Genomic DNA, 25,086 nt, shown 5'->3' with positions numbered 1-25,086 from the left:
ATATTACCATTCGTCCGGTCATTGCGCCGGGCACTTACAACAATGCCGGGACGACTCCGTGGGTCGGCGCCATCATCGACCGGCTCGGCTATGACTCGCTGACCTATGCCATTGCTACCGGTACGCTTTCGGACGCGGACGCGACCTATACCGTGCTTCTGGAGGAGTCGAACGACTCCGGCATGTCGGGCGCTACTGTCGTTGCGGATGCCGACCTCATTGGCACCGAGGCTGCGGCAGGCTTCACCTTTGCCGACGACGGCGAGACCCGCAAGCTCGGGTACGTTGGCAACGCCCGCTATACGCGCCTCACAGTCACGCCCGCCGCTGCGAATTCCGGAGATAGCCCGCTTGCGGCTATGGCTATCCTTGGTCGTCCGCACAGCGCCCCGGTGACCTGATGCCGACCGAAATCCTTGCGACTGCCGCGACGGCAGACGATTCCGCGGATGTCGTTGTGGCGGACGGCGATTCCCTGACTGTGGCGCTTAAGGGCATGACGGACGACACCGCCCGCGTGCTCGTTCTGCTCAAGGATGACGCAGGCGCATACAACGGCGTGACCGAACTTACCGCGTACGACAAGGCAAAGGTGCTAGCCGCGCCGGGAACCTATCGTTTCACGCGCGTTGCGGGCGGCACCTGCGGCGTCTTCAGCGGCTAGCCCACACACTTCGGCGGCACAACCACGAGGGCAACTCCTGCCGCAAGCGGCGGGACAACGGGCCTGTCCAGCAACAGATAGTCACCTCCGGGCCGCCAAGCAGTCTTTCCGGTCAAGGTGACAAGGCCCAGACACCAGCCGTTTTTCATGGGCGGCCAAGGGTCGGCAGCGGCTCGTCAGCAATGGCGGGCCGCTATCACATAAGGAGGGCGCTATGGCCAACCGCATCTGCCCTTGCGGGTATAGCGTGCCTAAGAGCGCTAAGTGTCCCTGCCAGGTGCGCAATAGCAAGGCACGCCAGCAGGCTAACGACGCGGCCCGTGGCAGCGCCGCTGAACGCGGTTACGACGCGCGCTGGCACAAGGAGAGCCGCGCGTACCTGAAGGCGCTGGGCGCCCCCTTATGCGCCTGCGGATGCGGCCGGCCTGCGGACATGGTTGACCACGTCGTGGCGCCTAAGGGCGACATGCAGCTATTCTGGGATAGGTCCAACTGGCAGCCGTTCAATGGGCTGTGCAATCGGCGGAAGGCAATCAAGAGCGAGGGGGCGTTTGCGCGTTAGGGTGGCGGCTTAGCTCTTCATGTTAGCGATCTTTTCCGCTCTGACGAAGAACAGGCTGCTTGTATTCAGTATGATTTCTTCGCGCGGCATGTTTCTCTCAACCGATGTGGCAAGCAATTCTTCGAACTCGTGCTTAGAGAAGTCAGGCCCTAAGAACTTGACCAAAGTGCCATCAACAGCCGCCACTTCATACACTCGTTCTGACTCGTACGTAGACCATTTCCCTTCGTAGTTGTCGCCGGTCTCAAGCGTAACTACTTTGTATTCACTCCCAACCTCAAACACCGAATATCTCCCGCCAGATTCAAAGGGCGAAGCGCGTCAGCAGAATGCGTTTGCCTCCACCTTTGCCACCCTCGCACAACCGGGGGGTGGTTGTCGACTTCCTGCCGTCCGGCCTGCACCACGCGCCCCCCACAATTCGCAATTCACCCATATTAGGAATTTGAACCTATGGCCATTGTCGTAGTTACCGCGCCGGCAGTTGAGCCGGTGACGTTGAATGATCTTAAGCAGCACGTGCGCGCAACTGACTTCACTGACGACGACGAAATCTTGACCGCGAAGGGAATTTCCGCGCGGCAGCACGTCGAGCGATTCATTGGGAAGCCGCTGATCTCGACGACCTTCGAACTCGTCTATGACGCGTTCCCGGCGGGCGCGATCACGCTGCCGAAGGGGCCGCTGCAGTCCGTGACGAGCGTCAAATACCTGGACGCGGCGACGGGCCTGGAGGCCACCCTTTCGTCGGATGACTATGCGGTCGACACGGCGTCCGATCCGGGCCGCATAAAGCCGGGCGTTGGCGGCTGGCCCGACACTGCGGAGACCGTCAACGCGGTACGTATCCGCTTTGTGGCCGGCTATGGCGACGCGCCTGAAGACGTGCCGGAGCCGTTGCGGGAAGCCGTCCTGCAGCTTGCGGCGCAAGCGTATCAGCATCGCGCGGCGGCCCTTGTCGGCGAGTCGGCGGCGTCCATTCCGTTTGGCGTCGGCGACATGCTCGGCGAATACCGCGAGTGGTCGTTCTGATGCGTGGCCGCAAGCCCGCGATAACGGCGCTAGACGGGGCATTGTCGACCGCGCCTGCCGCGCCAAAATGGCTACCGCCACACGCCCGCACCGAGTGGCGCCGCGTTGTGCCGCAGCTTGTGGCCGACCGGAAGATCGCCGCGCACGAGCTTGCAACGGTGGAGTCCTATTGCCTTGCGGTCGCGACAATGCGCTCGGCGGAGGAAGCCGTGCGCAAGCATGGCCTGACCTACGAGTCCGATAGCGGCCCGAAGCGGCGGCCGGAGACAACCATCCTCAAAGAGAACCTCGAAGCCGCGCGCCGGCTTGCCGCTGAGCTTGGGCTTACGCCCGCCTCGCGCACCAAGAACAAGGGAGGGGCGCCGGGCAATGACGACGACGACGCCCTTGGCGATATCTAGCCACCTCGCGTGGATCTTCGATAACAGCAAAATTCCCGACCCGCATGGCAAAGGCGAGCGCGCCATCCGCTTTATCAAGGCGCTAAGGCATCCGAAATCCACCCTCCCCGGCCGTGCTTTCCAGCTTGATCGCTGGCAAGAGCGGATCGTCCGCCGCGTTTACGGCGACACCCTGCCCGACGGCACGCGACGGATTAAGACCGTCTTCGCGCTTATCCCGCGCGGCAACCGCAAGACCACGCTCGGCGCCGCGCTGGAACTCGTGCACCTTGGCCCGGAGCGGATCCCGCGTTCGCAGGTGGTCGGCGCTGCGGTTGACCGCGACCAGGCGCGTATTGCGCTGGAGGAGATGGTCGGGATTATCGGCGCGCACCCGCGCACGGCGGAAGCGTTCCAAATCCAGGACACTAAGAACCGCATCACCCACAAGCGCAGCGGCGCGTTCTATCGCGCTATGTCGGCGGACGCGGCAACGGCGCACGGGCGTACACCTGTGTTCGCCCTCGTGGATGAATTGCACGCCTGGAAGAAGCGCGACCTATGGGACGCGCTAAAGACCGGCCTTGTGAAAACGGCAGGCAGCTTGCTCGTCGTCACGACAACGGCCGGCGTCGGGCGGGAAAACATTGCGTATGACATGTACGCGTATGCCAAGCAGGTAGCGACGGGCGCCATTCAGGACGACGCGTTCCTGCCCATCCTCTTCGAAGCCGACCCCGAAGACGATTGGCGCGACGAGGCGGTTTGGCACCGGGTAAATCCCGGCTTGTCATGCGACCCGCCCTACCCCGATATCGTTGGCTTGCGGCAGCTAGTGCGGGAAGCCGAGCACCGGCCGGCCGATCGCGAGATGTTCCGGCAGTTGAACCTCAATGTGTGGCTCGACGGCGCGGCCAATCCGGAATGGGACTTGGCGATATGGGACCAGAACGGCGACCCGGTCGACCTGCCGTCCCTGAAGGGCAAGCGCGCTTGGCTGGCGGTTGACCTATCGAAGCGTATCGACCTGGCAGCCGTTGCCGCCGCGATCGAACTCGACGACGGGCGGTATGCCCTGCACGTGCGCGGCTTTGCGCCGGAAGCGCAGTTGCGCAAGCGGGCCGACAACGACGGCGCCCCGTATGCGCTATGGCGCGACCAGGGACACCTTACCGCCTGTCCGGGCGACATCGTCGACCGCGGCGTCATCGAGGACCACATACGCGAATTGTGCGGCATCCTAGACGTGCGCGAGGTTGCATTCGACCCGTACATGGCCCGCGAGATCATCGAGAATCTGGAGGCGTCCGGCATTCCATGTGCCGCCTTCTCGCAGACGCTGGCCAACTACGCGAAGCCGGTGGACGACTTCGAAGACCTGATGATGACGCGCCGGCTTTGCCACGGCGGCAACCCGCTCCTGCGCTGGGCGGTTGGCAATGTTGTGATGATGGCCGACCAGTCCGGCAACCGTCGACCCAACAAGGCTCGAGCCGCCGACCGTATCGACCCGGCCGTGGCCGCGATCATGGCTTGCGGTCGTGCCGTCGCCAGCGCGAGCGGACGCTCGATTTATGACACCGCGTCCGACGACGCTTTCTTTTTCTAGGGGATACCCAATGAACGACAAACTCTCTGTCTCCGAAGCCGCGACGGCAGCCGTTGCCGAGGCAATGATCCGCAACGGGCACGCCGTCGAGCACGTCGCCGCAGCGATGGCTATGCAAGGGATAGCTATGTTGCGCGTGCTGGACGGCGCGGCTGCGACGGCTGCCACGCTGCGCAGCCTTGCCGCACATATGGAAGGCGCGCGCTAATGGCCCAGGAAATCCAAAAGCTCGTCATAGCACTTGAAGCACGCACTGCCTCATTCGAGAAGGCACTCAAGCGCGCGACCGGCGCGACGAACCGGCAGGCCAAGGCGATAGAGACGCGGTTCGAGGCCGCCAACAAAAAGGTCGCCGGTATCTTCAAAAACTTCGGCGCCGGTCTCGTCGGTGGCATTGCGGCGGGCGGTATCGCGGGCATTGTTACGCGGTTCGCAGAAGTCGCGCGGAGTGTCGCCACCATCGGCGACGAGGCCAAGCGCGCGGGCGTGTCGGTCGAGGCGTTCCAAGAATTGAAGTTCGTCGCCGAGCAAAACCGAATCGGGCTGGACTCGATGATTGACGGCTTGAAAGAACTTAGCCTGCGAAGCGATGAGTTCATTCAAACGGGCGCTGGGCCTGCCGCAGAAGCCATCCAGAGGCTCGGCTATAGTGCGGAAGAGCTTCAGAGGAAACTCAAGGATCCGTCCGAACTGCTGCTTGAGATTATCGGCCGGCTTGGCGCTTTCGACAAGGCTGCGCAGATCCGCCTGGGTGACGAGTTGTTCGGCGGAAGTGGTGGAGAGCGTCTAGTCGAACTTATCGCGCAGGGTGAGGACGGCTTGCGCGCGACGATCGACCGGGCGCACGAACTCGGCACCGTCATGGACGCGGAGCTTATCGACAAGGCCGCCGAACTCGATCGGCGCTTTAACGAGGTTGTGACCACAATCGGCACGGCCTTGAAAACTGCCATCGTTGAGGCTGCAACCGCGCTAGAAGACTTCATCAATGCCTTTAGCGGCGCGCTAGCCGACCTGGATAAGAGGCGGCAAGCGGTAAGCCTTGGCGAGCAGTTCGGTTCGCTGGCGGGCACTACGGGGGGCGGCAGCTTCCCGCGCACGACGACAACGGCCAAGACCGACCGGCTGCCGCGTGCCGCGTTCGTCCCGCCTGTGGCGCCAGCCGGCGGCTTCGGCGCGATTAAGGCGGGCGGCGGGGCCAAGCGCGACGCGAGTGCGTCTGCGGCCATGCGGGAAGCCGAAGCCGTCCGGGAACTGATCGCCGAGCTAGAGGCCGAGCTTGCGCTAGTCGGCGCGACTGACCTGCAACGCGAGATCGCCAATACCCTCCGGCAGGCAGGCGCCGCGGCCACGGCCGAGCAACAGGCGCAAATCGTTGCGCTGGTCACTGCGCTGGAGGCCGAAGCAACGGCCACCCGAAACGCCACGGCGGCGGCGGAGGAGCTTCGCGGGATTGGGCGCGACGTGCTCGGCGGCATGATTTCGGACCTTCGGAGCGGCGCTTCGGCTGCGGAGGTGCTGCAGAACGCATTGAGCAAGGTTGCCGACCGGCTCATTGACATCGCGCTCAACAGCATCTTCGACGGCGGCGGCTTCAATATCCTTTCGATTTTCGGATTGAAGGACGGCGGCGGCGTGCAGCGGCTTGCGGGCGGCGGGCCAGTACGCGGGCCAGGCGGGCCGCGTGGCGACAAGATTCCGGCGATGCTATCGGATGGCGAGTTCGTCACCAACGCGCGCGCGACGTCCAAGCATCGCGGCTTGCTGGAAGCCATCAATGCCGACCGGCTAGGCAGCTTCCAGGCGCCCGCTATTCCGGCGCAGAGCGGCGGCGGCACAATGCGGCACGTGGTCGAGGTTTCGGGCGTGTTCGTGGACGATGGCGGCGTCGTGAAAGGCATTGCCACGCAACAGTCGCGCACGGCTGTCACGCAGGGGCTTGCTGGATACGACAAGGCCAAGCAGCGGCAGCAATTGACGAATGGCTAGGCGTTTTCGCACAATTCGTTGCAAGTATTGTGCGAAAACAACTACAGTAATAACCGCTTGCCTTCCAAACTACACTATGCATATATTGTTCCCGTAGCCGCATCGGGCGGCGTTGAGGGGAATGAATATGAACATGCATGCTTCTTCGACCGCGGTTGCAGCGCCTGCCTTCGTGGCGCCCATTGCGCTTGGCGCCCAGGTCGAGGCGGACAGCCTGATCTATGACGTCGTCGGCCGGAACGAGATGAACGGCGACCTGCTCGTCCGCTTCGGCGCTGAGCACTATTGGGCGCCGGCCGATGCCTTCAAGGTGGTCGAATGATCCCGGCGCCGCTACAGGAACGGATCCCGGCGCTACAGGCGGAACGCGCAAAGCTGGCCGCCGAGGCGGCACGCGAGGCCGACCCCGAGATTCGGCGGCTTATCGAGCAACAGGACGAATTGCTGCTCGTCATGATTTGGAAGCGGGCGAACTGAACTCGGACTACCGAATGCAATCTAGCGTTCGGCTCAACAGGAGAGAGACAATGGACAAAAGCGAAAAGTTGCGTGGCCACGTGCAGCACACTAAGACTTTCCTTGAGGCGGCTGAGGCTGCACTGGCTTCCGCCGGCTCCGAGGCAAGCCGCATTGATGCGGCCGCGACTGTTATCGAAGCGGCCGCGGACGCAATGGAAGACTTACAGGCTGCATTGAAAGAGGCACGCGCCTAGCGATCAGCCGCACCGCGTGCCGCGGCCTGTCATCCGAAAGGGTGGCGGGCCTTTTCGTGGCGGCTAGCGGCGCGGGCCGGAAAGCAAGTCTTCGGCTGGAGGCAAGCCGTCAAGGATAAGGTCGGCCCAAAGCTGCGCGAGTTCCCGCCTGCGCGCCATGTGGAGCGCGCGATTGTATGCGCCCTCTACGGCATCCTTCGGCACGTGCGCGAGCATCAAATCAATAACCGCGCGATCGGCAGGGAATCGCTCGTTCATCACAGACGAGAACGTCGCGCGCCATCCGTGCGGCACGTGCTTGTGATGATACCCAGCCCGGTTAAGCAGATACCCCATGGCGTTTTCCGACATGGGCTTGTGCGCGTGCCGCGTGTTCGGGAAGGCCAGCCGCCCTCGCCCGGATATCGTCTGCAGTGCGGCGATGGCTTCAACAGCTTGACGGGAAAGCGGAACGATATGGTCGCGCGCCTCGTCGCCTTTGTGCTGTAGCCGCATCTTCATGCGCTCGGCTGGAACCTGCCACGCGGGCGCGTCGGCGTCTAGGTTGGACCATTCAGCCCACGGCGTGCTCGCGAGCGTACCGGGGCGGACCGCGGTAAGGGCAAGGATGCGCAGCGCGAGCTTCGTTACGGGATGGGCTGGCTCGGCTTCTGCTTTCGCCAGCATCGCCCGCGCTGCCTCTAGGTCGATGATTGCGGGCTGGCGTCCCTTGGCCATTGGTGCCATCGCGCCTTTCACCTGCGCGCCCGGATTGGTCGTGGCTATACCCTTGGCAATCGCCCGCGCAAAGACAGCCTCTATCCGCTGGCGGACGCGACGGGCGGTTTCCTTGGCGCCCCGTTGTTCGAGCGGATGAACAACCGCGTACACATCGGAGGCTGAGATGTCGGCAATGGGTGCGGACCCCATGAAGGGAAAGACGTCCCGTTCAAGGCTCACCAGCACGTCATGCGCATGACGTTCGGCCCATTGGTCCCGGTTCACTTCGAACCATTCGCGGGCGACCTCTTCGAACGGATGTCGCGGAGCCGAGGTCACGGCAGCCTTTTCGGCCCGCTTGGTGGCGCTTGGATCCTCACCTTTGCGCAACGTTGCCTTGGCATCATCGCGCGCGCCGCGTGCCTGCGATAGCGAAACATCCGGGTATGGTCCGAACGAAAGGAGCTTTTCCCGCCCCTCAAATCGGAACTTGAACCGCCAGAGTTTGCCGCCAGATGGCGTGATGACCAGGTGCAAACCGTCGCGGTCGAATTTCTTGTACGACTTCTCGCCCGGCTTGAATGCCCTGATTGCCGCGTCAGTCAACATCGATGCGCTCTCCGAAATACCCCACTTCCGAAGGAATACCCCCACCTCTACCCCTTGTGCAAGCGGGGTATGGCGGGGTAGCGATGGGCAGCATGGGGCAACCAAAGGCAAAAGACGCGACATAAACCGTTGAAAATATGTAGCTTTCGGCAATAATGGAAAGTCTCGGGTATAAACAGTGGCGGAGGGAGTGGGATTCGAACCCACGGTGAGCTTGCACCCACGCCGGTTTTCAAGACCGGTGCCTTAAACCGCTCGGCCATCCCTCCGCGGCTCGCCGGCTATGATGCCGTCTGCCGACGCCCTTGCCGGCGAACACGATCCGGCGGTCGCATTTACAGCGCGCCGGATCGCAGCGTCAACCGGTCCGCCGCCGGCCTCTCTCCGCTTCCGACGCCGCGACCCCGCCTGATCCCGTCGGTACGCAGGCGAGGCTGCCGCAGGGCCGCGAGGGTTCGGACGGTGGCTCCGGAGCCGCGCGCGCTGTAGGTTTTCTTCCAGAAATTGACAGCGGAAAGCCATAATGTAAGAAACATATCAACCACCCGCGCAACCGGAAGTCCGATGTCGATTCGCGAAGATCTGGCGCACACGCGTCTCGTGCTGACGGCTTCGGAGGCGAAGATCGTCCAGGTGCTCTTGGCCGATTTCCCGATGTCGGGGCTCGGCACGGCGACGCGGCTGGCGAGGCTCGCCGGGGTCAGCGATCCGACCGTCACGCGGCTGATGATCAAGCTCGGCTATTCCGGCTTCGCCGACTTCCAGCAGCGCGTGCTGGCAGAAGTTGAATCGCGGCTGCATTCGCCGCTCCTGATGATGGAGGCCAAGCGCCCCGGTGGCTCGGACGCCGCTTCCGCGCTCGACTATTTCCGCTCCGTCTCCGACAGTCTCGAACGAACCCGTACGGCAGTGGCCGCGCAGGCCTATACGCGCGTCGTCAGGATGCTGCTCGAGAGCAAGGGCGAGGTCGTGCTGCTCGGCGGCCGGTTCAGCCGCCATATCGCCTCGATGCTGGCGGGCTACCTGATCCAGTTCCGCTCCGGCGTGCGCGACATCGGCGAGCTGGCGCCGCCGGATTTCGACCTGTTGATCGATCTCGGCAGGCGCGACCTCCTGGTGGTGTTCGACTACCGTCGCTACCAGTCCGACGTGGTCCGCTTTGCGCGCCAGGCGCATGAGCGGGGCGTCACGATCCTGCTCTTCACCGACAGCTGGCTGTCGCCCATCGCGGAACATGCCGACCAGACCATGGTCGCCGCCATCGAGGCCAATTCACCCTTCGACACGCTGGCCACCGCGGTCGCGCAGATGGAGGCGGTCCTGGCGCATGCGCTGGCGCTGCACGGCGGCGACATGCGCAAGCGGATGGAGGAGATCGAGCTCATCCGCCGCGCCAATGCGGTCACGCTCGACGCGGTCACGCCGTCGCCGGCCGACCGCGTCGGCCAGGCCGGCGCGGGCGAGCCGGCCGGTGCGCCATCCCAGCCAAGACGGACGAAACCAGCATGACCATGACCCTGCCGCGCCGCGACGAGCCGTTCGGGGCCGGCCAGACCGCCCTGCTTCTCGTCGACATGCAGCGCATCTGGCTGGAGCCCGGGCTCGATCCCGGCCATCCCGACTGGGGCGCCGACCATTATTTCTACCGCCGCACGCGCGAGGTGGTCATCCCCAACCAGATGCGCCTCCTCGCCGCCGCCCGTGAAAGCGGCGTGGAGGTGATGCACACGATCATCCAGAGCCTGACCGAGGACGGCCGCGACCGGTCGCTCGACCACAAGCTGACGCCGATCCACATTCCGCCGAGCCTCCCGGAAGGCCTGCCGCCGAAGGACCTCGCCCCCGTCGGCGACGAGATCATGCTGCCGAAGACCTCGTCCGGCATCTTCAACTCCACCAATGTCGACTATCTGCTGCGCAATCTCGGCATCCGCCATCTCGTCGTCGCGGGCGTGCTGACGGACCAGTGTGTCGACATGACGGTGCGCGACGGCGCCGACCGAGGCTATCTGGTCACCTGCGTGTCCGACGCCTGCGCGGCGCCGACGCAGGAGCGGCACGAAACGGCGCTGAAGGCCTTCGGCGGCTATTGCTGGGTCGCCGACACGGCCACCGTCGAGGCGCGCTTCCGGGCGCTCGGACGGGCGGACGCCGCATGAGCGCCGTGGCACCCTCCTCGCTGATCGGTTCCTCCGCTCTGGTCAGTATCGTGACGACGGACCTCGCGGCCGTGACGCGCGGACGGCCGCTGACGGAAGCGCGCTATCGGAAATCGCTGGAGACGGGCGTCGGCTGGGTGCCGGCCAACCAGTGCCTGACCGCCTTCAACACCATCGCCGATCCGAACCCCTGGGGCTCGTCCGGCGACCTGCGCATCGTGCCCGACGAGGCGGCGCGCTACGCCACCGCGGCCACGGGTGCGGCGACCCGCTTCGACATGGTGATGGGCGACATCGTCGAGCTCGACGGCACGCCCTGGATGGCCTGCGCCCGCACGCAGCTGCGTGCGGCGCTGCGCGCGCTCGAGGCGGCGACCGGACTTAGCCTGGTTGCAACCTTCGAGCAGGAGTTCACGCTGGTGCCAGGCGCGGCCGGCGCGCCGGTTCAGCCGCTTCATGCGTTTTCGGTCGAGGCGCTGCGCCATTTCGATCCCTTCGCCCCGCGGCTCTCCGCCTGCCTCGAGGAGGCGGGCGTGGAACCGGAGATGGTGCTGGCCGAATATGGCGCGAACCAGTTCGAGATCACGCATGCGCCGACCGACGGGCTGACCGCCGCCGACCGGGCCGTGGCGATCCGCGAGATCACCCGCGAGGTCGCGCGTGTAGCCGGCGCGCGCGCGAGCTTCGCGCCGAAGCCTGCGCTCGACCAGGTCGGCAACGGCGTGCACATCCATTTCAGCCTGCGCGACATGACGGGGCAGCCCGCCACGTTCGACGCCGCGCGACCGGGCCGGCTGTCGCAGGCCGCGGGCGCCTTTTGCGCCGGCATCCTGAGGCACCTGCCGGGGATTCTCGCGCTGACGGCCTCGGGCGTGCCGTCCTACTACCGGCTGGCGCCGCACAACTGGAGCTCGTCCTACACCTGGCTCGGCGAGCGCGACCGCGAGGCGACGCTGCGGATCTGCCCGACCGTGACGATCGGCGGGCGCGATCCTGAGCGCCAGTTCAACATCGAGTACCGGGCGGCCGACGCGACGGCCAATCCCTATCTGGCACTCGCCGCGATCGTGCGCGCGGGGCTGGCCGGGCTTGAGGCAGACCTGGCCGCCCCGCCCATCGTCGGAGGCGATCCGTCCGTCATGAGCGAGGACGAGCGCGAGCGCCTCGGGCTTCGGCGGCTGCCGGAGACGCTCGAGGAGGCGCTCGTCGCCATGGCCGCGAATCCGGTCGTGACGTCCTGGTTTGCGCCCGAGCTTCTTGCCAGCTTCGTCGCCGTCAAGCGGTCGGAGATCGGCCTGATGGCCGGGCTCGACCGCGCCGCGGTCTGTGCGGCCTACGGCGCGCGCTACTGATGCTGGCGGCCGGGAGTCGCGCCCTGGACTGGCCGGCACCGGTCGAGGTCCTCAATGCCGGTTCGGACACGGAGCTGGTGCTGATCTGCGACCATGCCTCGAACCACATCCCGGCCGAATACCGGCGGCTCGGCGTCAGCGAGGCCGATCTCCTGCGCCACATCGCCTGGGACGTCGGTGCCGCCGACCTCACGCGCGGCCTTGCCGAGCGCCTCGGCGCGCCGGCCTTCCTCGGCACCTATTCGAGGCTGCTGGTCGACCTGAACCGGCCGTTCGGCAGCCCAACCAGCATGCCGGTCCTGTCGGAGGCCACCCGCATCCCCGGCAACGAGGAGCTGAAACCCTCCGAGATCGAGCGCCGCCGCCGCCTGGTGTTCGAGCCGTTCCATGCCGCGGTCGCGTCCTTCCTCGATGCGCGCGAGAGGGCTTCGAAGCGCTCCCGCATCGTCGCCATCCATTCATTCACGCCCGTCTTCCTCGGCGTGCCGCGTCCCTGGCATGTCGGGATCCTGCACGACGACGAGCCCGCCTATGCCGGGCGCGTGATGGAAGGGCTGGCGCGCGACTTGGCACTGATCGTGGGTAAGAACGTGCCCTACGAGATCGACCGCGCGAGCGACTACGCGATCCCGGTGCACGGCACCGATCGCGGCAGCCCTGCCCTGCTGATCGAGGTCCGCAACGACCTGATATCGGATGGAGACGGCATCCGCGACTGGACCCGCCGGCTGGCCGAGGTGCTCTGACGGCATGATCGCACACGGCCGTGAGGCCAGGGAAGAGGATGAAGACATGGCGAACACCGAAGACATCATTGCAGGCGTGCAGGCGGCCATCGAGAAAGACCGCGACTGGGTCATCGGCCTGACCCGCGACATGGTGCGCATACCCTCCGTCAACCCGAAGTTCGAGCCCGATCCGGAGATCAACAGGGAGACGGAGGTTCAGGCGCTGCTGGAGCCGATCCTGAAGCAGCAGGGCTTCGCCACTGAACAGTGGGACGCCCTGCCCGGACGCCCCAACCTCGTCGGCGAGTGGGCAGGCTCGGAGGAGAAGAGCCTTATCCTCTGCGGCCACATCGACGTCGTGCCGGTGGGCGCCGCGAAGGACTGGTCGGTCGATCCGTTCGGCGGCGACATCGTCGACGGGCGGCTCTACGGACGCGGCGCCATCGACATGAAGAGCGGCGTCGCCGCCTGCATCGCGGCTGCCCGCGCCATCCGCAACGCCGGCATCGCGCTCGACGGTCGGCTGGCGATCCACTCGGTCGTCGACGAGGAATCCGGCGGTTTCGGCGCCATGGACGCGGTGAAGCGCGGCAAGCTCGCAAGGGCCGTCCTGGTCGCCGAGCCCACCTGGGGCGACGTGCTGCCCGCCGAAGGCGGCCTCGAATGGGTGCGCGTCACGATCCGGGGCCGGGCGGCGCATGCCGGGTGGCGCTACAACGAGATTTATCCGCAGGCGCACGAGGTCGGCCGTCTCGAACCGGGCGTCAACGCCATCGAGCTTGCCACGCGCTTCCTGACGGCGCTGCGCCATTACGAGCTCGACCGCGCTCGCGCGCGCTCGCACCCGCTGGTCCCGCTCGGCGTCAACACCATCAATCCGGGCGTGATTCACGGCGGCGCGGGACTGGGCGCGAACGGCCTGCCGAACATCATGACCAACCCGGCGATCATCCCGGACGTCGCAGTGATCGATCTCGACATGAAGTTCCTGCCGAACGAGAGCGCAGCGGACATCCGCCGCGACTTCGAGGCCTTCGTGCATCATTTCGCGCAGACCGACGCCTGGATGCGCCACAATCCGCCGACGATCCAGTGGGAACTCGGCGGGCTGCACTTCCCGCCGATGAACACCTCCGTTGACCATCCGCTGGTGACATCGCTCGTTGCGCGCAAGGGCGCGATCGGCAGAAAGCCGGCGATCAAGGGCTTCGTGGCGGTCTGCGATGCCGCGCACTATGCCGGGGCCGGCGTCGACGGCGTCATCTTCGGCGCGTCGGGCGACGGCTTTCACGGCAAGGACGAATATGTCGACATCGAGTCGCTCGTCGAGACCACCAAGGTCATTGCCGCGACCATCATCGACTGGTGCGGCGTCCGCTGAGCGGACGCGTCAGCATCGACTGTTTCGGCATCCGCAGAGCGGATGCCTCAGGCCGGGCGCTTCAGCCGCCCGGTGAGGCCGGCCCAGGCCGCCTGGATCATGCCGACCAGACCGCTCGGATAGACCAGCATCACGACGATGATGAGCACGGCGGTGATCATCGGCCGCCATGCGCCGAAATCGGCCATGGCCTCGCCGAAGAAGGTGAGCACGAACGAGGCGATGATGGCGCCGTAGATCGTGCCGGTGCCGCCGAGCAGCACCATCGACAGGACGATCGTTGCCAGGCTCATGCCGAACACGTCGATCGAGGCGTTGCGCTGGTAGGCGGCGTAGAAAGCCCCCGCGATCCCGGTGAAGAAGGCGCTCGCCGCCAGCGTGATCAGGCGCTGGCGCACCAGCGAGACGCCGCGGCTGATCGCATATTCCTCGTTGTCGCGCAGCGCCACGATGCTTGCGCCGGTGCGCGAGCGGACGAGCATCCGCAGGAAGATCGTGCTCGCCGCCAGCAGCCCTAGCGCGATGCCGAAATAGCCGATCTTGGCGTCCCGCACCATGTTGTGGTCGAAGAGGTAGAGGCCGGGGATCCGGACGATGCCCTGCGTGCCGCCGGTGAGCTCCGACTGGCTGATGATCACCTGCATCACCAGCTGGGCGAAGCCGAAGGTCACCAGGATGATATAGATGCCCTTCAGCCGCAGGATCGGGATGGTGACGATCACGGCTGCCAGCGTCGCCACCACACCGCTCGCCACCAGCGCAAGCCAGGGGTCGAGTCCCGCGAGCTTGGTCAGCAGCGCATAGGCATAGACGCCGATGCCGAACAACGCCAGGTGCCCGAAGTTGAAGACACCGCCATAGCCGAGGCTCAGATCCCAGTTCGACGCCACGATGGCGTAGATGAACGCCATGATGAGGATGTGCCGGCTGTAGCTGTCGGCGAAGACGAAGGGCAGGAGCGCCAGCACCGCGAAGCCGAGCATGAAGCCGGCGGCTTCCCGCTGCCAGGGGGTGCGTCCCGGCGCGCGGACGTTTCGCTTGATCGGGTCCATCATGCCAGCCCCCGGCCGCGGCTCGAGAATATGCCCTCCGGACGCACCATCAGCGTCAGGATCAGCACGGCAAAAAGCAGCGCGGGCGTCCAGTAGAGACCGAAATAGTAGCTGCAGGCCGCTTCGAAGAAGCCGATCAGGTAGGCAGCGAAGATAGGTCCCGAAATGCTCGATATGCCGCCGAAGACAACCACGATCAGCGCCTTGAGCAGCGGGTCGGCGCCCATGACCGGCGACATGAAGCGGTATCCGCCCATGAAGATGCCGGCGAGGCAGGCGAGCCCCGCGGCAATCGCGAAGGCGAGCCCGTAGAGCGCTGTGACGTTCAGCCCGACGAGTTGGCTCGCGTCCTCGTTCTGCGCCACTGCGCGCAGCGCCAGGCCGAGGCGCGTGCGCGTGAGAAACATCCACAGCGCGCCGAGGATGAGCGGCGTGACGACGATGATGGCGATCTGGTGCAGCGAGACGCCGATGCTGCCGATCATGGTGTTTCCGTCGACGAGCGGCGGCAGCTGCTTGGATCGCGGCCCCCAGATCTCTAGCACGCCGTTCTCGATCAGCGAGCCGGCCGCCAGCGTGGTGATCACGACCACGAGGACGAGGTTGGCGCGGCCGATCAGCGGCCGCACGACGGCGGCCTGCAGCAGCCAGCCGACACCAGCCGTCGCCAGCACGGCGAGCGGGAAGGCCGCGGCCGGATGCAGCCCCACCTCGACCAGCTGCCAGGCGAAATAGGCGCCGAGCATCATGAACACGCCGTGGCTGAAGTTGAACACGCCGATCGTGGTCCAGACCAGGGCCAGTCCCACGGCCATCATGGCGTAGAGCGAGCCCTGGAACAGGCCTCCGAACAGGATTTCCGCGAGTGCGCCCATCAATGGTCCTGGTGCTGGCCGAAATACATCGACATAATTTCGGCATGGGCAATGCTCTCGCCCGGCTTGATCTCCGTCGCGACGGTGCCGTGGTTGATCAGGTAGAGCTGCCGGCACAGTTCGAGCAGGAATTCGATGTCCTGTTCGACGACGATAAGGGGCACGCCGCCCTTCGATATGTCCAGGACCGAGGCGCAGAGTTCGTCCTTGATCCTGGGCGCGAGGCCGAGCGTCGGCTCGTCCAGGATCAGCAGGCGCGGATGGCTCATCAGCGCGGTGCCGATCGATACCATCTGTCGCTCGCCCCCCGACAGCGTGCGCACCCGCTGGCGCCAGCGCTCGGCGATCTTCGGAAACAGCGCGACGACCTTCTCGCGGTTTTCCGCCTCGTGCGGCCGGGCGCGCGCCGAATAGGCGCCGAGCGACATGCAGTCCGCGATCGTCAGGTCGGGAAAGATCCGGTTGCCCTGCGGCACGTGGATCAGCCCGGCGCCGACGATGGCGCGAGCGCTCTTGCCGGTGATATCTTCGCCATCGAACACGATGCGTCCGGCCTTCGGCCTAAGCAGGCCGGAAACGACGCGCAGCAGCGTCGTCTTGCCGTGTCCGTTCGGTCCGAAGAAGCCGACATTGCCATGGCGGCCGGCCTCCAGCGACATGTCGTTCAGAACGGTCACGCGGCCATACCCGGCCGTGATCCCTTCGACGGTCAGGATGGGTGTCACGCCGCCGCTCTCCGCGTGCCGAGATAGGCTTCCACGACCCGTTCGTCCGCGATCACCGCCGCGGGGTCGCCGGCCGCGAGCACCCGGCCCTGGTTCAGCACGAGGAGGTGCTGCGACAGGCTCATCAGGAAGGTCAGCACGTGCTCGATCAGGACGATGGTAATGCCGCGCGCCGCCGTTCGCCGGATCAGGCCGATCGACGTCTCGATCTCCGGGCGCGTCAGGCTCGAAGCCGGTTCGTCCAGAAGCAGCATCCTCGGCTCCATCGCGATCGCGGTCGCCAGCATCAGGCATTTTCGGTCGAAGACCGACAGTTCGCCGGCCAGGCGGCCGAACGACTGGGCAGAAAGACCGACGAATTCGATCGCCTCTGCGGCAGCGTCGCGCGCTTTGGCGGCCGGCCTGTCGGGCTTGCCGTAGCTCGAACCGATCAGGACGTTCTCGAACACGGTCAGTCCGTCGAAGCTCGTCTCGCGCTGGAAGGTGCGCGCCAGACCCAGGCGCGCGATGGCGTGCCCGGGCCGGCCCTGGATATCGATCCCGTCGAAGACGATCCGGCCGCGGTCGGGACCGAACGGGATTCCGGTGATGAGGTTGAACAGCGTGCTCTTGCCGCTGCCGTTCGGCCCGGCGACGCCGAAGATCTCTCCCGGCGCCACCGTGAACGACACCTCATCCACCGCCTTCAGCGAGCCGAACGCCTTGCAGACGCCCTCGACCTGAAGCAGGGCCACGCCCTTACTCCATCCAGGGCTGGATCTTGAACTCGCCCGTCGCATACTTCGCCGGCGAAATGAGAGTGCGCTCGCCGTCCCAGATCTGGAAGAAGGTGATCGGGATGAAGTCGTCGCCCTGCATGGCGAGGTGCGTCTCCGGGTCGAACTTGAGGCGGCCGGCAGCGACCTGCTTGTCGGTCTCGCTGATCGCCTTCATCACCGCTTCATGGTCGGCGGGATCGCCGGCCTTCTTCAGCGCGTCGAAATAGACGTGGACCATCTCGTAGAGGCCGATTCCGTAGGTGCCGCTCTCGGCGCCGTACTTGGTCTTGAACTTGGTCGCCACTTCCTCGGCGCGCGGGTTCTTCGGCGTCGTCAGCGCACCGCCGAGCAGGTTGTAGATGATGCCGGTCGAGTTCTTGCCGGTCAGCTCGACGAATTCCGGCACGCTCGGCGCGTATTGCAGGAAGACGAGGCTCTTCGTCGGCTGCTCCATGAACTGGTTCAGGAACGAGGCCGAGTTGCCCGGCAGGTAGTCGGTGTTGATCACGACGTCCGGCACGTTCTCGCGCACCTTGGCCAGGATCGAGCGCCAGTCGGTGACCTCGCCGAACGGCACGATCTCGTCGACGGTGATGGTCCAGCCGTTCTCGGCGAAGGTCTTCTTCATGCCTTCCGATATGGTCTTCGAATAGGCGTTGTCGGACGAGATGATGGCAACCTTCTTGTCCTTGAGCGTGATCTTGCCCTCGGCCGCCAGCTTCTCGACGAACAGCGTGACGTCGGTGTTGTAGGCGTCGAAGGAGGGCGTCATCGACCAGCAGCACATGTAATCCTCGGGCGACGGGGCGATGATGTCCCGGGTCTGCTGCGAGGTGGCCGCCAGCATGTAGGGCATGCCAGCTTCGGCCATGTTGTCGATCTCGAAGTTCGTCAGGCTGGCATAGCCGGTCAGCATGAAGTGCACGTCCGGGTCGCCGAGAAGTCGCTCCACGGCGCTGGTCACGTTGCCGGACGACTGATCCTTGACGTCGCCGACGACCAGTTCGAACGTGTCGCCGTCGATGCCGCCGGCTTCGTTCATCTCGTCGATCGCCATCTGGGCGCCGCGCTGAAACTCCTGGCCGTCAGCGGCGGCGGGACCCGTGAGCGGGGCCAGGAGGCCGATCTTGACGACATCCGCGAAGGCGGGAATGCTCGCAGCCGAGAACACGGTCGCGAGTGCCGTTCCCAGGAGAATCTGCCGGATGCGGCGATGTGCGGATCTGTGCGTCATGGTTTCAGTGCCCCTGTCTTTCCCGCGAGCCGGGAGTTGAAAGATTGACAATTTACGCACAAGCGTTCTTCCTTGAAAAGATGGTTTCACCGGCTGGCGAACAGAATCGAACACGCGGCAGGCGTCGCGGCAACCGTGCCGCGAAAGCGTGCAGTTGCCGTCGGCAGGACAACCGGCAACGCAGATGGGGGTGCCAATGACGATGACGCAGACGACGATCGACACGAGCCACGGCAGGATCGCCGTCCGGCAGAGCAGCGGCAGCGGGACGCCGGTCCTGCTTATTCACGGCAATTCCTCGTCAGGCGCCGTATTTCGCAACCAGCTGACCGGCCGTCTCGGCGAGCGCTTCCGGCTGATCGCGCCCGATCTGCCCGGCCACGGCGATTCGGCCGATGCGGTCGATCCCGACCGGACCTACAACATGGTCGGCTATGCCGATGCGATGACGGAAGTACTGAAGGTACTCGGTGTCGAGAAGGCCGTGGTGTTCGGCTGGTCGCTCGGCGGCCATATCGGCCTCGAGATGATCGACCGCTATCCCGGGCTGCTCGGCCTGATGATCACTGGCACGCCCCCGGTCTCGCCGGCACAGATCGGCGAAGGCTTCAAGCCGAGCCCGCATATGGGCCTGGCCGGCCAAGAGGTGTTCTCGGCCGAAGACGTGGAGAACTACGCGCGCAGCACGGCAGGCGAACCGTTCGAACCCTTCATGCTCGACACCGTCGCGCGGACCGACGGGCGCGCCCGGCGGATGATGTTCGAGAAGCTGGCGATGGGCGTCGGCCGCGACCAGAACGCGCTCGTGGCCGGCAAGACGCCGCCGATCGCAGTCCTGAACGGGCTGGACGAGCCGTTCGTGAACACCGACTTCGTGGAAGCGGTCGTCTTCTCGAACCTCTGGGAAGGTAGAAAGCACGTGCTTGAGAAGTCGGGCCACGCGCCGTTCTGGGACTCGCCCGACCGCTTCGACCCGGTCTTCGAGCGCTTCGTCGACGACATGGGCAAGGCCTGAGCACGCCCCGCCGCTCCTGCGGCAGATCGCGGGCCGCCTCATCTCCGGCGCTCCTGATCCGGGGATGGCGGCGATGCGTAGAATGCCCGTGAACAGGAGGCATTCATGGCTTGGCTCAGGACGGCGCTTGCGGGCGCCCTGATCGGATTGCTGTCTTCCGGCCCGGCGGCGGCCCGCGATCTGCGGCTGGAGGAGTTCTTCAAGGGGCGGACCAGCGCCACGGGAAGCTTCAAGGCCATCACCGGCACGTCGCGGACCTTCGACGTCGCCCTGCACGGTCGCTGGGACGGCAAGGTGCTCGTGCTTCGCGAGGACTTCCGCTACGCCGACGGCGAAAAGGACACCAAGACCTGGCGCTTCGAGAAGGTCGGCTGGAACACCTACAGTGGGACCCGGGAAGACGTGATCGGCGAAGCCAGGGTCGTCCTGGCGGGCGACAAGGCCTACTTCAACTATCTCGTCGATCTCGATCCGGGCGAGAAGCGCAACGTCGTCCGCTTCTACGACACGCTGCAGCTGTCGGCCGACGGGCGAAGCCTTTCGAACACGGCGATCGTCTTCAAGGGCCCGCTCCCGGTCGCGCGCGTGCGGGTCGACTTCGTGCGGTGACGGCCGCCAATCGGCCAGGCCTGCTCAGGAAGGCACAACGAGAAAGGGCGCCCGGCGGGCGCCCTTTCCGTTTCGTTCCGCTGTGCCTGGTGCTTACTGCGGCAGCTGGTCGTCGACGCCGGCGACGTAGAAGTTGAGGCCGAGCAGCACGCCGTCGGCGGCAACCTCGCCGTCCTTCAGCCATTCCGAGCCGTCCTGCTTCATGATCGGGCCGGTGAAGGGGTTGAACTCGCCGGACTTGATCTTCGCCTCGGTCTCCGCGGCCGCCGCCTTCACGTCGTCGGGCATGTTGGTGTAGGGCGCCATGACGACGTGGCCTTCCTTCATGCCGTGCCAGATGTCGTGCTGCTCCCAGGTTCCGTCCATGACCGCCTTGACGCGCTCGATGTAGTACGGACCCCAATCGTCGATGATCGAGGTGAGCTGGGTCTCGGGGCCGAACTTGATCATGTCGGAGGCCTGGCCGAAGGCCTTGATGCCGCGCTCGGACGCCACCTGCATCGGCGCGGTGGAATCGGTATGCTGCGTGATGATGTCGACGCCCTGGTCGATCAGCACCTTGGCGGCATCGGCTTCCTTGCCCGGGTCGAACCACGTGTTGGCCCACACCACCTTGACCTTGAAGTCCGGGTTGACCGACTGCGCGCCGAGCACGAAGGCGTTGATGCCCATCACCACTTCCGGGATCGGGAAGGAGGCGATGTAGCCGGCGACGCCCTTTTCAGACATCTTTGCCGCGATCACGCCCTGGACGTAGCGGCCCTCGTGGAACTTCGAATTGTAGGTCGCGACGTTGGGGTGCTCGCGCTTGAAGCCGGTGGCGTGCTCGAACTTCACGTCCGGGAACTTGGCGGCCACCTTGTTGGTGGCGTCCATGTAGCCGAAGGAGGTGGTGAAGACGATGCCGCAGCCCGAACGGGCGAAGCGCTCGATGGCGCGCTCGGCGTCGGCCCCTTCCGGCACGCTCTCGAGATAGGCGATTTCGACCTTGTCGGGGCCGCCGAGCGCCTCCTGCATCTCCAGCGCGCCCTGGTGATGCTGATAGGACCAGCCGAAATCGCCGATCGGACCGACATAGATGAAGCAGGCCTTGGCCTTGTCCTGTGCGGAGGCTGCGCCGGCGACCAGCATCGCCGTCGTGGCCGCCAGTGCGAAAAGTGTCTTTTTCATTGTTGGTTTCCTCTGTGGTTTCGGATGCTTGCGTCTTCCAGGAAGTCAACGGTCCGGCACGAAGGGCCGTCCGAGCGATGCCGGCGTGTTCATCATCGTCAGCCGTCTGTTCCTCGATATCAGGACGAGCACGACGACGGTAGCCAGATAGGGCAGTGCCGACAGGAACTGCGACGGCACCGACTTCACCGCGCCCGCAAGCCAGTAGAGCGGCCCGGGCAGGCCGGCGAGATCGGCGAGGTTGGTTGCCTGGATGTGCAGCTGCGCGATGGTGATGGCGCCGAAGAGATAGGCGCCGGCCAGCACCCGCCAGGGCCGCCAGGAGGCGAAAACGACGAGCGCCAGCGCGATCCAGCCGCGGCCGGCCGTCATGTTCTCGATCCACTGCGTGGTGTAGACGAGCGACAGCTGCGCGCCGGCAAGGCCCGCGCAGGCGCCGCCGAACATCACGGCCATGTAGCGGATGGCGATGACCTTGATGCCGAGCGCATGCGCCGAGGAATGGCTGTCGCCGACCGAGCGCAGCGTCAGCCCGGCCCGCGTGCGGAACAGGAACCACATGACGCCTGCCGTGAGCAGGATCGAGATGTAGAACATCGGGTCCTGGCCGAAGAGCAGGCGCCCGACCAGCGGCAGCTCGGTGAGGCCCGGAATGGAGATCGCCTCCAGCTTGACGCCCGGCTGCCCTACGAAGGCCACGCCGATCATCCCCGACAGGCCGATGCCGAGGAGGGTGAGTGCCAGCCCGGTGGCGACCTGGTTGGTCACGAGCGTCAGCGCCAGCACGCCGAAGAGCAGCGAAAACGCCATGCCGGCCAGTGCGCCGGCGACGACGCCGATCCAGGCGCTGCCGGTGGCGAGCGCCACGCCGAAGGCCACCACGGCGCCCATCAGCATCATGCCCTCGACGCCGAGATTGAGCACGCCGGAGCGCTCGACCACGAGTTCGCCGATGGCGGCAAGCAGCAGCGGCGTCGCCGCCGTGGCAATCGTCAGCAGGATCGCCTCAGCCATGCCCATGGGCGGCCTCCGTCGCAGGCGTCGGGCCGGCCGCGGGCGCGGCGGCGGGCGCCGGCCGCACCAGCCGGACCCGGTAGTGGATCAGCGTGTCGCAGGCGAGCACGAAGAACAGGAGCATGCCCTGGAAGGCGCGCACGGTCTTGTCGGTGACGCCGATCTCGATCTGCGCGGCCTCGCCGCCGAGATAGGACAGCGCCAGCACGAAGCCCGCCGCCACGATGCCGAGCGGGTTCAGCCGGCCGAGGAAGGCGACGATGATGGCGGCGAAGCCGTAGCCGGGGGAGATCTGCGGCTGCAGCCTGCCAATGGCGCCCGAAACCTCGACGATGCCGGCAAGCCCCGCCAGCGCGCCGGAGACCAGGAAGGCGAAGACGATGGTGCGCGCGGTGGAGAAGCCGCCGAAGCGCCCTGCCCTCGGGCTCTGACCGATCACCTTGACCTCGAAGCCCTTCAGCGTGCGCGCCAGCATGAACCAGACGGCGATGGCGGCAATGACGGCGAAGACGATGCCCCAGTTGGCCCGGCCCGACATCGGCATCAGTTCGGGAACGATCGCCCAGGAATGGAAGGCCGGCGCCTGCGGGAAGCTCATGGCGGCGGGGTCGCGCCAGGGGCCGCGCACCAGCCAGTCGAGGATCAGCTGCGCGACGTAGACCAGCATCAGCGAGGTCAGGATCTCGTTGGTGTTGAAGCGCGCCTTGAGGATCGCGGGAATGGCGGCCCAGGCCGCGCCGCCGATCGCGCCGCAGACGAGCATCATCGGCAGCACGGCGGCGTTCTGCAGGTCGGGGAAGTAGAGCGGGATCGCCGAGCCGACGATGGCGCCGATGGTGAACTGGCCCTCCGCGCCGATGTTCCAGTTCGACGACAGGAAGCAGACAGAGAGGCCGACCGCGATCAGGATCAGCGGCGCCGCCTTGATGGCGAGCTCGTGCAGCGACCAGACCTCGGTCAGCGGGCCGATGAAATAGGCATAGAGACCGTCGACCGGATCCTTGCCGAGGGCGAGGAAGATCAGCCCGCCCGCCACCACCATCAGGGCGAAGGCGATGAAGGGCGAGAGCGCGGAAAAAAGCACCGACTGCTGTGGCCGCTTGACCAGTTCGAGCCGCATCACGCCACCTCCGCCGGGTCGTGGTGATGGACGTGGCCGGGCTCGGCGCCGCCCATCAGGAGCCCGACCTTCTCGAAGGTGGCTTCGGCGCGGGACATCGGCGTCGACAGCTCGCCATTGTGCATCACGGCGATCCTGTCGGAGATCTCGAACAGTTCGTCGAGGTCCTGGCTGATCACCAGCACCGCCGAGCCCGATCGCGCGAGCTCGATCAGCGACTGGCGAATGCGCGCCGCCGCTCCCGCGTCGACGCCCCAGGTCGGCTGGTTGACCACCATCACCGCGGGTTGGCGGTCGAGTTCGCGGCCGATGATGAACTTCTGCAGGTTGCCGCCCGACAGCGCGTTGGCGGCGGGATCCTCCGCGCTCTTGCGCACGTCCATCATCTGGTTGATGCGCTTGGCGGTGGCTGCGATGGCGGCATGGCGGATGACGCCGAGCGCGCCGACATAGACGCCGGGGTCGGTGGCATGGCGCGACAGGAGCAGGTTCTCCGACAGCTTCATGGCCGGTGCCGCGCCATGGCCGAGGCGTTCCTCGGGCACGAAGGCAGCGCCCATGCGCCGACGTCCGGTGATGCCCTCGCGGCCGGCACCCTTGCCGCGGATCGTCACCGCATCGGCGCGGTCCTGCAGCACCTCGCCGGAGATCGCCTCGAAGAACTCGCCCTGGCCGTTGCCGGCGACGCCGGCGATGCCGATCACCTCGCCGGCGCGGACCTCGAGCGAGACGTCGCGGAGCGGGATGGAGAACGGCGTCGCGGGCGGGCGGCTCAGCCGGTCGACGCGCAGCAGCACGTCGGCGCTTCCGGTGGTATCTGCCGTGCGGACGACGGCATGCACCTCGGAGCCCACCATCATGCGGGCAAGCGAGGAGGCCGTTTCCTGGCGCGGATCGCAATGGCCGACCACCTTGCCGTGCCGCAGCACGGTGGCGCGGTCGCACATGCGCTTCACCTCTTCGAGGCGGTGCGAGATGTAGAGGATCGACTTGCCCTCGGAGCGCAGCCGCTCCAGCGTCTCGAACAGCTTGTCGGCCTCCTGCGGCGTCAGCACCGAGGTCGGCTCGTCGAGGATGATCAGCTGCGGCGTCTGCAGGAGGCAGCGGATGATCTCGATGCGCTGGCGCTCGCCCACCGACAGGTCGCCGACGAGCGCGTAGGGATCGAGCGGCAGGCCGTAGCTGTAGGACAGCGCCTGCGCCTTGGCTGCGATAGTCGAGATCGGAGTCCTGGCGTCCAGCGACAGCGCGATGTTTTCGGCCGCCGTCAGCGCCTCGAACAGCGAGAAATGCTGGAAGACCATGCCGATGCCGAGGCGGCGGGCCTCGCTCGGGCTGCCGATGCGCACCGCTTCGCCGTTCCAGCGGATCTCGCCCGCATTGGGCTCCAGCGATCCGAACAGCATCTTGACGAGGGTCGACTTGCCGGCTCCGTTCTCGCCCAGCAATGCGTGGATCTCGCCGCGCGCGATGTCGAGGTCGACGCCGTCGCACGCCCTGAGCGTGCCGAAGACCTTGGTCAGGCCGCGCACGTCGAGAAGGGTTTCTCCTCCCGCCAAATCAGACCCCGTGTTTGTTCTTGTTTCCCCTGACGCATCGTAGGCGCGCGCTGGGCGCAACGCAAAGCGATATGCTAA

Annotated in this window: 28 protein-coding genes and 1 tRNA gene; 17 read left to right on the top strand and 12 right to left on the bottom strand. The window is 65.9% G+C overall.

The genetic code is table 11. The features are described 5' to 3' along the window. Positions 1-401, top strand: a 401-nt coding sequence (locus N1F91_RS16790) for a hypothetical protein (RefSeq protein ID WP_354670549.1), incomplete at its 5' end; no start/stop codon positions are given. Then, the gene (locus N1F91_RS16785) at positions 401-664 is read left to right on the top strand and encodes a hypothetical protein (RefSeq protein ID WP_289994028.1); all 264 of its coding nucleotides are present in this window, start codon (positions 401-403) and stop codon (positions 662-664) included. The genes N1F91_RS16790 and N1F91_RS16785, both read left to right, overlap by 1 nt. Positions 665-1,235: 571 nt before the next feature. Here the strand turns inward: N1F91_RS16785 and N1F91_RS16780 are convergent. Beyond that, positions 1,236-1,511 (bottom strand): hypothetical protein, encoded by a 276-nt coding sequence (locus tag N1F91_RS16780; RefSeq protein ID WP_289994025.1) that lies wholly within the window; start codon positions 1,509-1,511, stop codon positions 1,236-1,238. 168 nt (positions 1,512-1,679) lie between these two features. On the opposite strand from N1F91_RS16780, the gene N1F91_RS16775 reads away from it, so the two are divergent. The 8 genes from N1F91_RS16775 (at position 1,680) to N1F91_RS16740 (ending at position 6,949) form a co-directional block, all read left to right on the top strand. Continuing rightward, a complete protein-coding gene (locus N1F91_RS16775) occupies positions 1,680-2,258 on the top strand; it encodes a hypothetical protein (protein WP_289994024.1) in 579 nt (192 codons plus the stop codon). Then, on the top strand, positions 2,246-2,659 hold the full coding sequence (locus N1F91_RS16770) for a phage terminase small subunit P27 family (protein WP_289994023.1): 414 nt from the start codon (positions 2,246-2,248) through the stop codon (positions 2,657-2,659). Before N1F91_RS16775 ends, N1F91_RS16770 begins: the two co-directional genes overlap by 13 nt. Beyond that, positions 2,628-4,247, top strand: a complete 1,620-nt coding sequence (locus N1F91_RS16765; RefSeq protein ID WP_289994022.1) for a terminase TerL endonuclease subunit — start codon at positions 2,628-2,630, stop codon at positions 4,245-4,247. Before N1F91_RS16770 ends, N1F91_RS16765 begins: the two co-directional genes overlap by 32 nt. A gap of 10 nt (positions 4,248-4,257) precedes the next feature. Then, on the top strand, positions 4,258-4,455 hold the full coding sequence (locus N1F91_RS16760; protein WP_289994021.1) for a hypothetical protein: 198 nt from the start codon (positions 4,258-4,260) through the stop codon (positions 4,453-4,455). Then, entirely contained in the window at positions 4,455-6,236 is a 1,782-nt protein-coding gene (locus N1F91_RS16755; RefSeq protein ID WP_289994019.1) for a phage tail tape measure protein, read from the top strand. Before N1F91_RS16760 ends, N1F91_RS16755 begins: the two co-directional genes overlap by 1 nt. Before the next feature lie 127 nt (positions 6,237-6,363). Beyond that, positions 6,364-6,558 (top strand): hypothetical protein, encoded by a 195-nt coding sequence (locus tag N1F91_RS16750; protein ID WP_289994018.1) that lies wholly within the window; start codon positions 6,364-6,366, stop codon positions 6,556-6,558. Beyond that, the gene (locus N1F91_RS16745) at positions 6,555-6,713 is read left to right on the top strand and encodes a hypothetical protein (protein ID WP_289994015.1); all 159 of its coding nucleotides are present in this window, start codon (positions 6,555-6,557) and stop codon (positions 6,711-6,713) included. The genes N1F91_RS16750 and N1F91_RS16745 overlap by 4 nt, the downstream gene beginning before the upstream one ends. A gap of 50 nt (positions 6,714-6,763) precedes the next feature. Continuing rightward, a complete protein-coding gene (locus tag N1F91_RS16740) occupies positions 6,764-6,949 on the top strand; it encodes a hypothetical protein (protein WP_289994013.1) in 186 nt (61 codons plus the stop codon). A gap of 63 nt (positions 6,950-7,012) precedes the next feature. On the opposite strand, the gene N1F91_RS16735 is transcribed toward N1F91_RS16740, so the two are convergent. Both N1F91_RS16735 and N1F91_RS16730 read right to left on the bottom strand, forming a co-directional pair. Next, positions 7,013-8,257, bottom strand: coding sequence for an integrase arm-type DNA-binding domain-containing protein (locus N1F91_RS16735; RefSeq protein ID WP_289994011.1), 1,245 nt, complete (start codon positions 8,255-8,257; stop codon positions 7,013-7,015). 179 nt (positions 8,258-8,436) lie between these two features. Then, a tRNA-Ser gene (locus N1F91_RS16730) sits at positions 8,437-8,526 on the bottom strand. A gap of 295 nt (positions 8,527-8,821) precedes the next feature. Between N1F91_RS16730 and N1F91_RS16725 the strand changes: the two genes are divergently transcribed. The 5 genes from N1F91_RS16725 to N1F91_RS16705 are packed head-to-tail and all read left to right on the top strand — an operon-like array spanning position 8,822 to position 13,877. After that, the gene (locus N1F91_RS16725; RefSeq protein WP_289994008.1) at positions 8,822-9,766 is read left to right on the top strand and encodes a MurR/RpiR family transcriptional regulator; all 945 of its coding nucleotides are present in this window, start codon (positions 8,822-8,824) and stop codon (positions 9,764-9,766) included. Then, positions 9,763-10,416 (top strand): isochorismatase family cysteine hydrolase, encoded by a 654-nt coding sequence (locus N1F91_RS16720; protein WP_289994006.1) that lies wholly within the window; start codon positions 9,763-9,765, stop codon positions 10,414-10,416. Before N1F91_RS16725 ends, N1F91_RS16720 begins: the two co-directional genes overlap by 4 nt. Then, positions 10,413-11,768: a glutamine synthetase family protein gene (locus tag N1F91_RS16715; RefSeq protein ID WP_289994004.1), complete on the top strand. Its 1,356-nt coding sequence runs from the start codon at positions 10,413-10,415 to the stop codon at positions 11,766-11,768. Before N1F91_RS16720 ends, N1F91_RS16715 begins: the two co-directional genes overlap by 4 nt. Further along, the gene (locus N1F91_RS16710; RefSeq protein ID WP_289994003.1) at positions 11,768-12,514 is read left to right on the top strand and encodes an N-formylglutamate amidohydrolase; all 747 of its coding nucleotides are present in this window, start codon (positions 11,768-11,770) and stop codon (positions 12,512-12,514) included. Before N1F91_RS16715 ends, N1F91_RS16710 begins: the two co-directional genes overlap by 1 nt. A gap of 46 nt (positions 12,515-12,560) precedes the next feature. Then, positions 12,561-13,877 carry an ArgE/DapE family deacylase gene (locus N1F91_RS16705; RefSeq protein ID WP_289994002.1) on the top strand — a complete coding sequence of 439 codons (1,317 nt, stop codon included), beginning with the start codon at positions 12,561-12,563 and terminating at the stop codon, positions 13,875-13,877. 47 nt (positions 13,878-13,924) lie between these two features. On the opposite strand, the gene N1F91_RS16700 is transcribed toward N1F91_RS16705, so the two are convergent. Genes N1F91_RS16700 through N1F91_RS16680 form a run of 5 tightly spaced genes read right to left on the bottom strand, consistent with a single transcriptional unit; the run spans position 13,925 to position 18,521 of the window. Continuing rightward, entirely contained in the window at positions 13,925-14,932 is a 1,008-nt protein-coding gene (locus N1F91_RS16700) for a branched-chain amino acid ABC transporter permease (protein ID WP_289994001.1), read from the bottom strand. Beyond that, positions 14,929-15,804: a branched-chain amino acid ABC transporter permease gene (locus tag N1F91_RS16695; RefSeq protein WP_289994000.1), complete on the bottom strand. Its 876-nt coding sequence runs from the start codon at positions 15,802-15,804 to the stop codon at positions 14,929-14,931. The genes N1F91_RS16700 and N1F91_RS16695 overlap by 4 nt, the downstream gene beginning before the upstream one ends. Next, entirely contained in the window at positions 15,804-16,529 is a 726-nt protein-coding gene (locus N1F91_RS16690; RefSeq protein ID WP_289993999.1) for an ABC transporter ATP-binding protein, read from the bottom strand. Before N1F91_RS16690 ends, N1F91_RS16695 begins: the two co-directional genes overlap by 1 nt. Continuing rightward, complete coding sequence (locus N1F91_RS16685) at positions 16,526-17,263, bottom strand: ABC transporter ATP-binding protein (protein ID WP_289993998.1); 738 nt, start codon at positions 17,261-17,263, stop codon at positions 16,526-16,528. Before N1F91_RS16685 ends, N1F91_RS16690 begins: the two co-directional genes overlap by 4 nt. A 4-nt stretch (positions 17,264-17,267) precedes the next feature. Beyond that, positions 17,268-18,521 carry an ABC transporter substrate-binding protein gene (locus N1F91_RS16680; RefSeq protein WP_289993997.1) on the bottom strand — a complete coding sequence of 418 codons (1,254 nt, stop codon included), beginning with the start codon at positions 18,519-18,521 and terminating at the stop codon, positions 17,268-17,270. Positions 18,522-18,717: 196 nt separating this feature from the next. Here N1F91_RS16680 and N1F91_RS16675 point away from each other — a divergent pair, with 196 nt between their 5' ends. Then, positions 18,718-19,536: an alpha/beta hydrolase gene (locus tag N1F91_RS16675; protein ID WP_289993996.1), complete on the top strand. Its 819-nt coding sequence runs from the start codon at positions 18,718-18,720 to the stop codon at positions 19,534-19,536. 105 nt (positions 19,537-19,641) lie between these two features. Further along, positions 19,642-20,145 (top strand): DUF3833 family protein, encoded by a 504-nt coding sequence (locus tag N1F91_RS16670; RefSeq protein ID WP_289993995.1) that lies wholly within the window; start codon positions 19,642-19,644, stop codon positions 20,143-20,145. A gap of 93 nt (positions 20,146-20,238) precedes the next feature. On the opposite strand, the gene N1F91_RS16665 is transcribed toward N1F91_RS16670, so the two are convergent. Genes N1F91_RS16665 through N1F91_RS16650 form a run of 4 tightly spaced genes read right to left on the bottom strand, consistent with a single transcriptional unit; the run spans position 20,239 to position 25,008 of the window. Continuing rightward, on the bottom strand, positions 20,239-21,315 hold the full coding sequence (locus N1F91_RS16665; RefSeq protein WP_289993994.1) for a BMP family ABC transporter substrate-binding protein: 1,077 nt from the start codon (positions 21,313-21,315) through the stop codon (positions 20,239-20,241). Positions 21,316-21,360: 45 nt separating this feature from the next. Further along, positions 21,361-22,335, bottom strand: coding sequence for an ABC transporter permease (locus N1F91_RS16660; RefSeq protein WP_289993992.1), 975 nt, complete (start codon positions 22,333-22,335; stop codon positions 21,361-21,363). Then, positions 22,322-23,449, bottom strand: coding sequence for an ABC transporter permease (locus N1F91_RS16655; protein WP_289993991.1), 1,128 nt, complete (start codon positions 23,447-23,449; stop codon positions 22,322-22,324). Before N1F91_RS16655 ends, N1F91_RS16660 begins: the two co-directional genes overlap by 14 nt. Continuing rightward, positions 23,449-25,008, bottom strand: a complete 1,560-nt coding sequence (locus N1F91_RS16650) for an ABC transporter ATP-binding protein (protein WP_289993990.1) — start codon at positions 25,006-25,008, stop codon at positions 23,449-23,451. The genes N1F91_RS16655 and N1F91_RS16650 overlap by 1 nt, the downstream gene beginning before the upstream one ends. Positions 25,009-25,086 lie beyond the last annotated feature (78 nt).

This window comes from Aquibium sp. ELW1220, from assembly GCF_030398385.1.
GTDB lineage: Bacteria > Pseudomonadota > Alphaproteobacteria > Rhizobiales > Rhizobiaceae > Aquibium.
The sequence above is the reverse complement of the archived record's forward strand: the minus strand, read 5'-3'. Positions and strand labels throughout refer to the sequence as shown.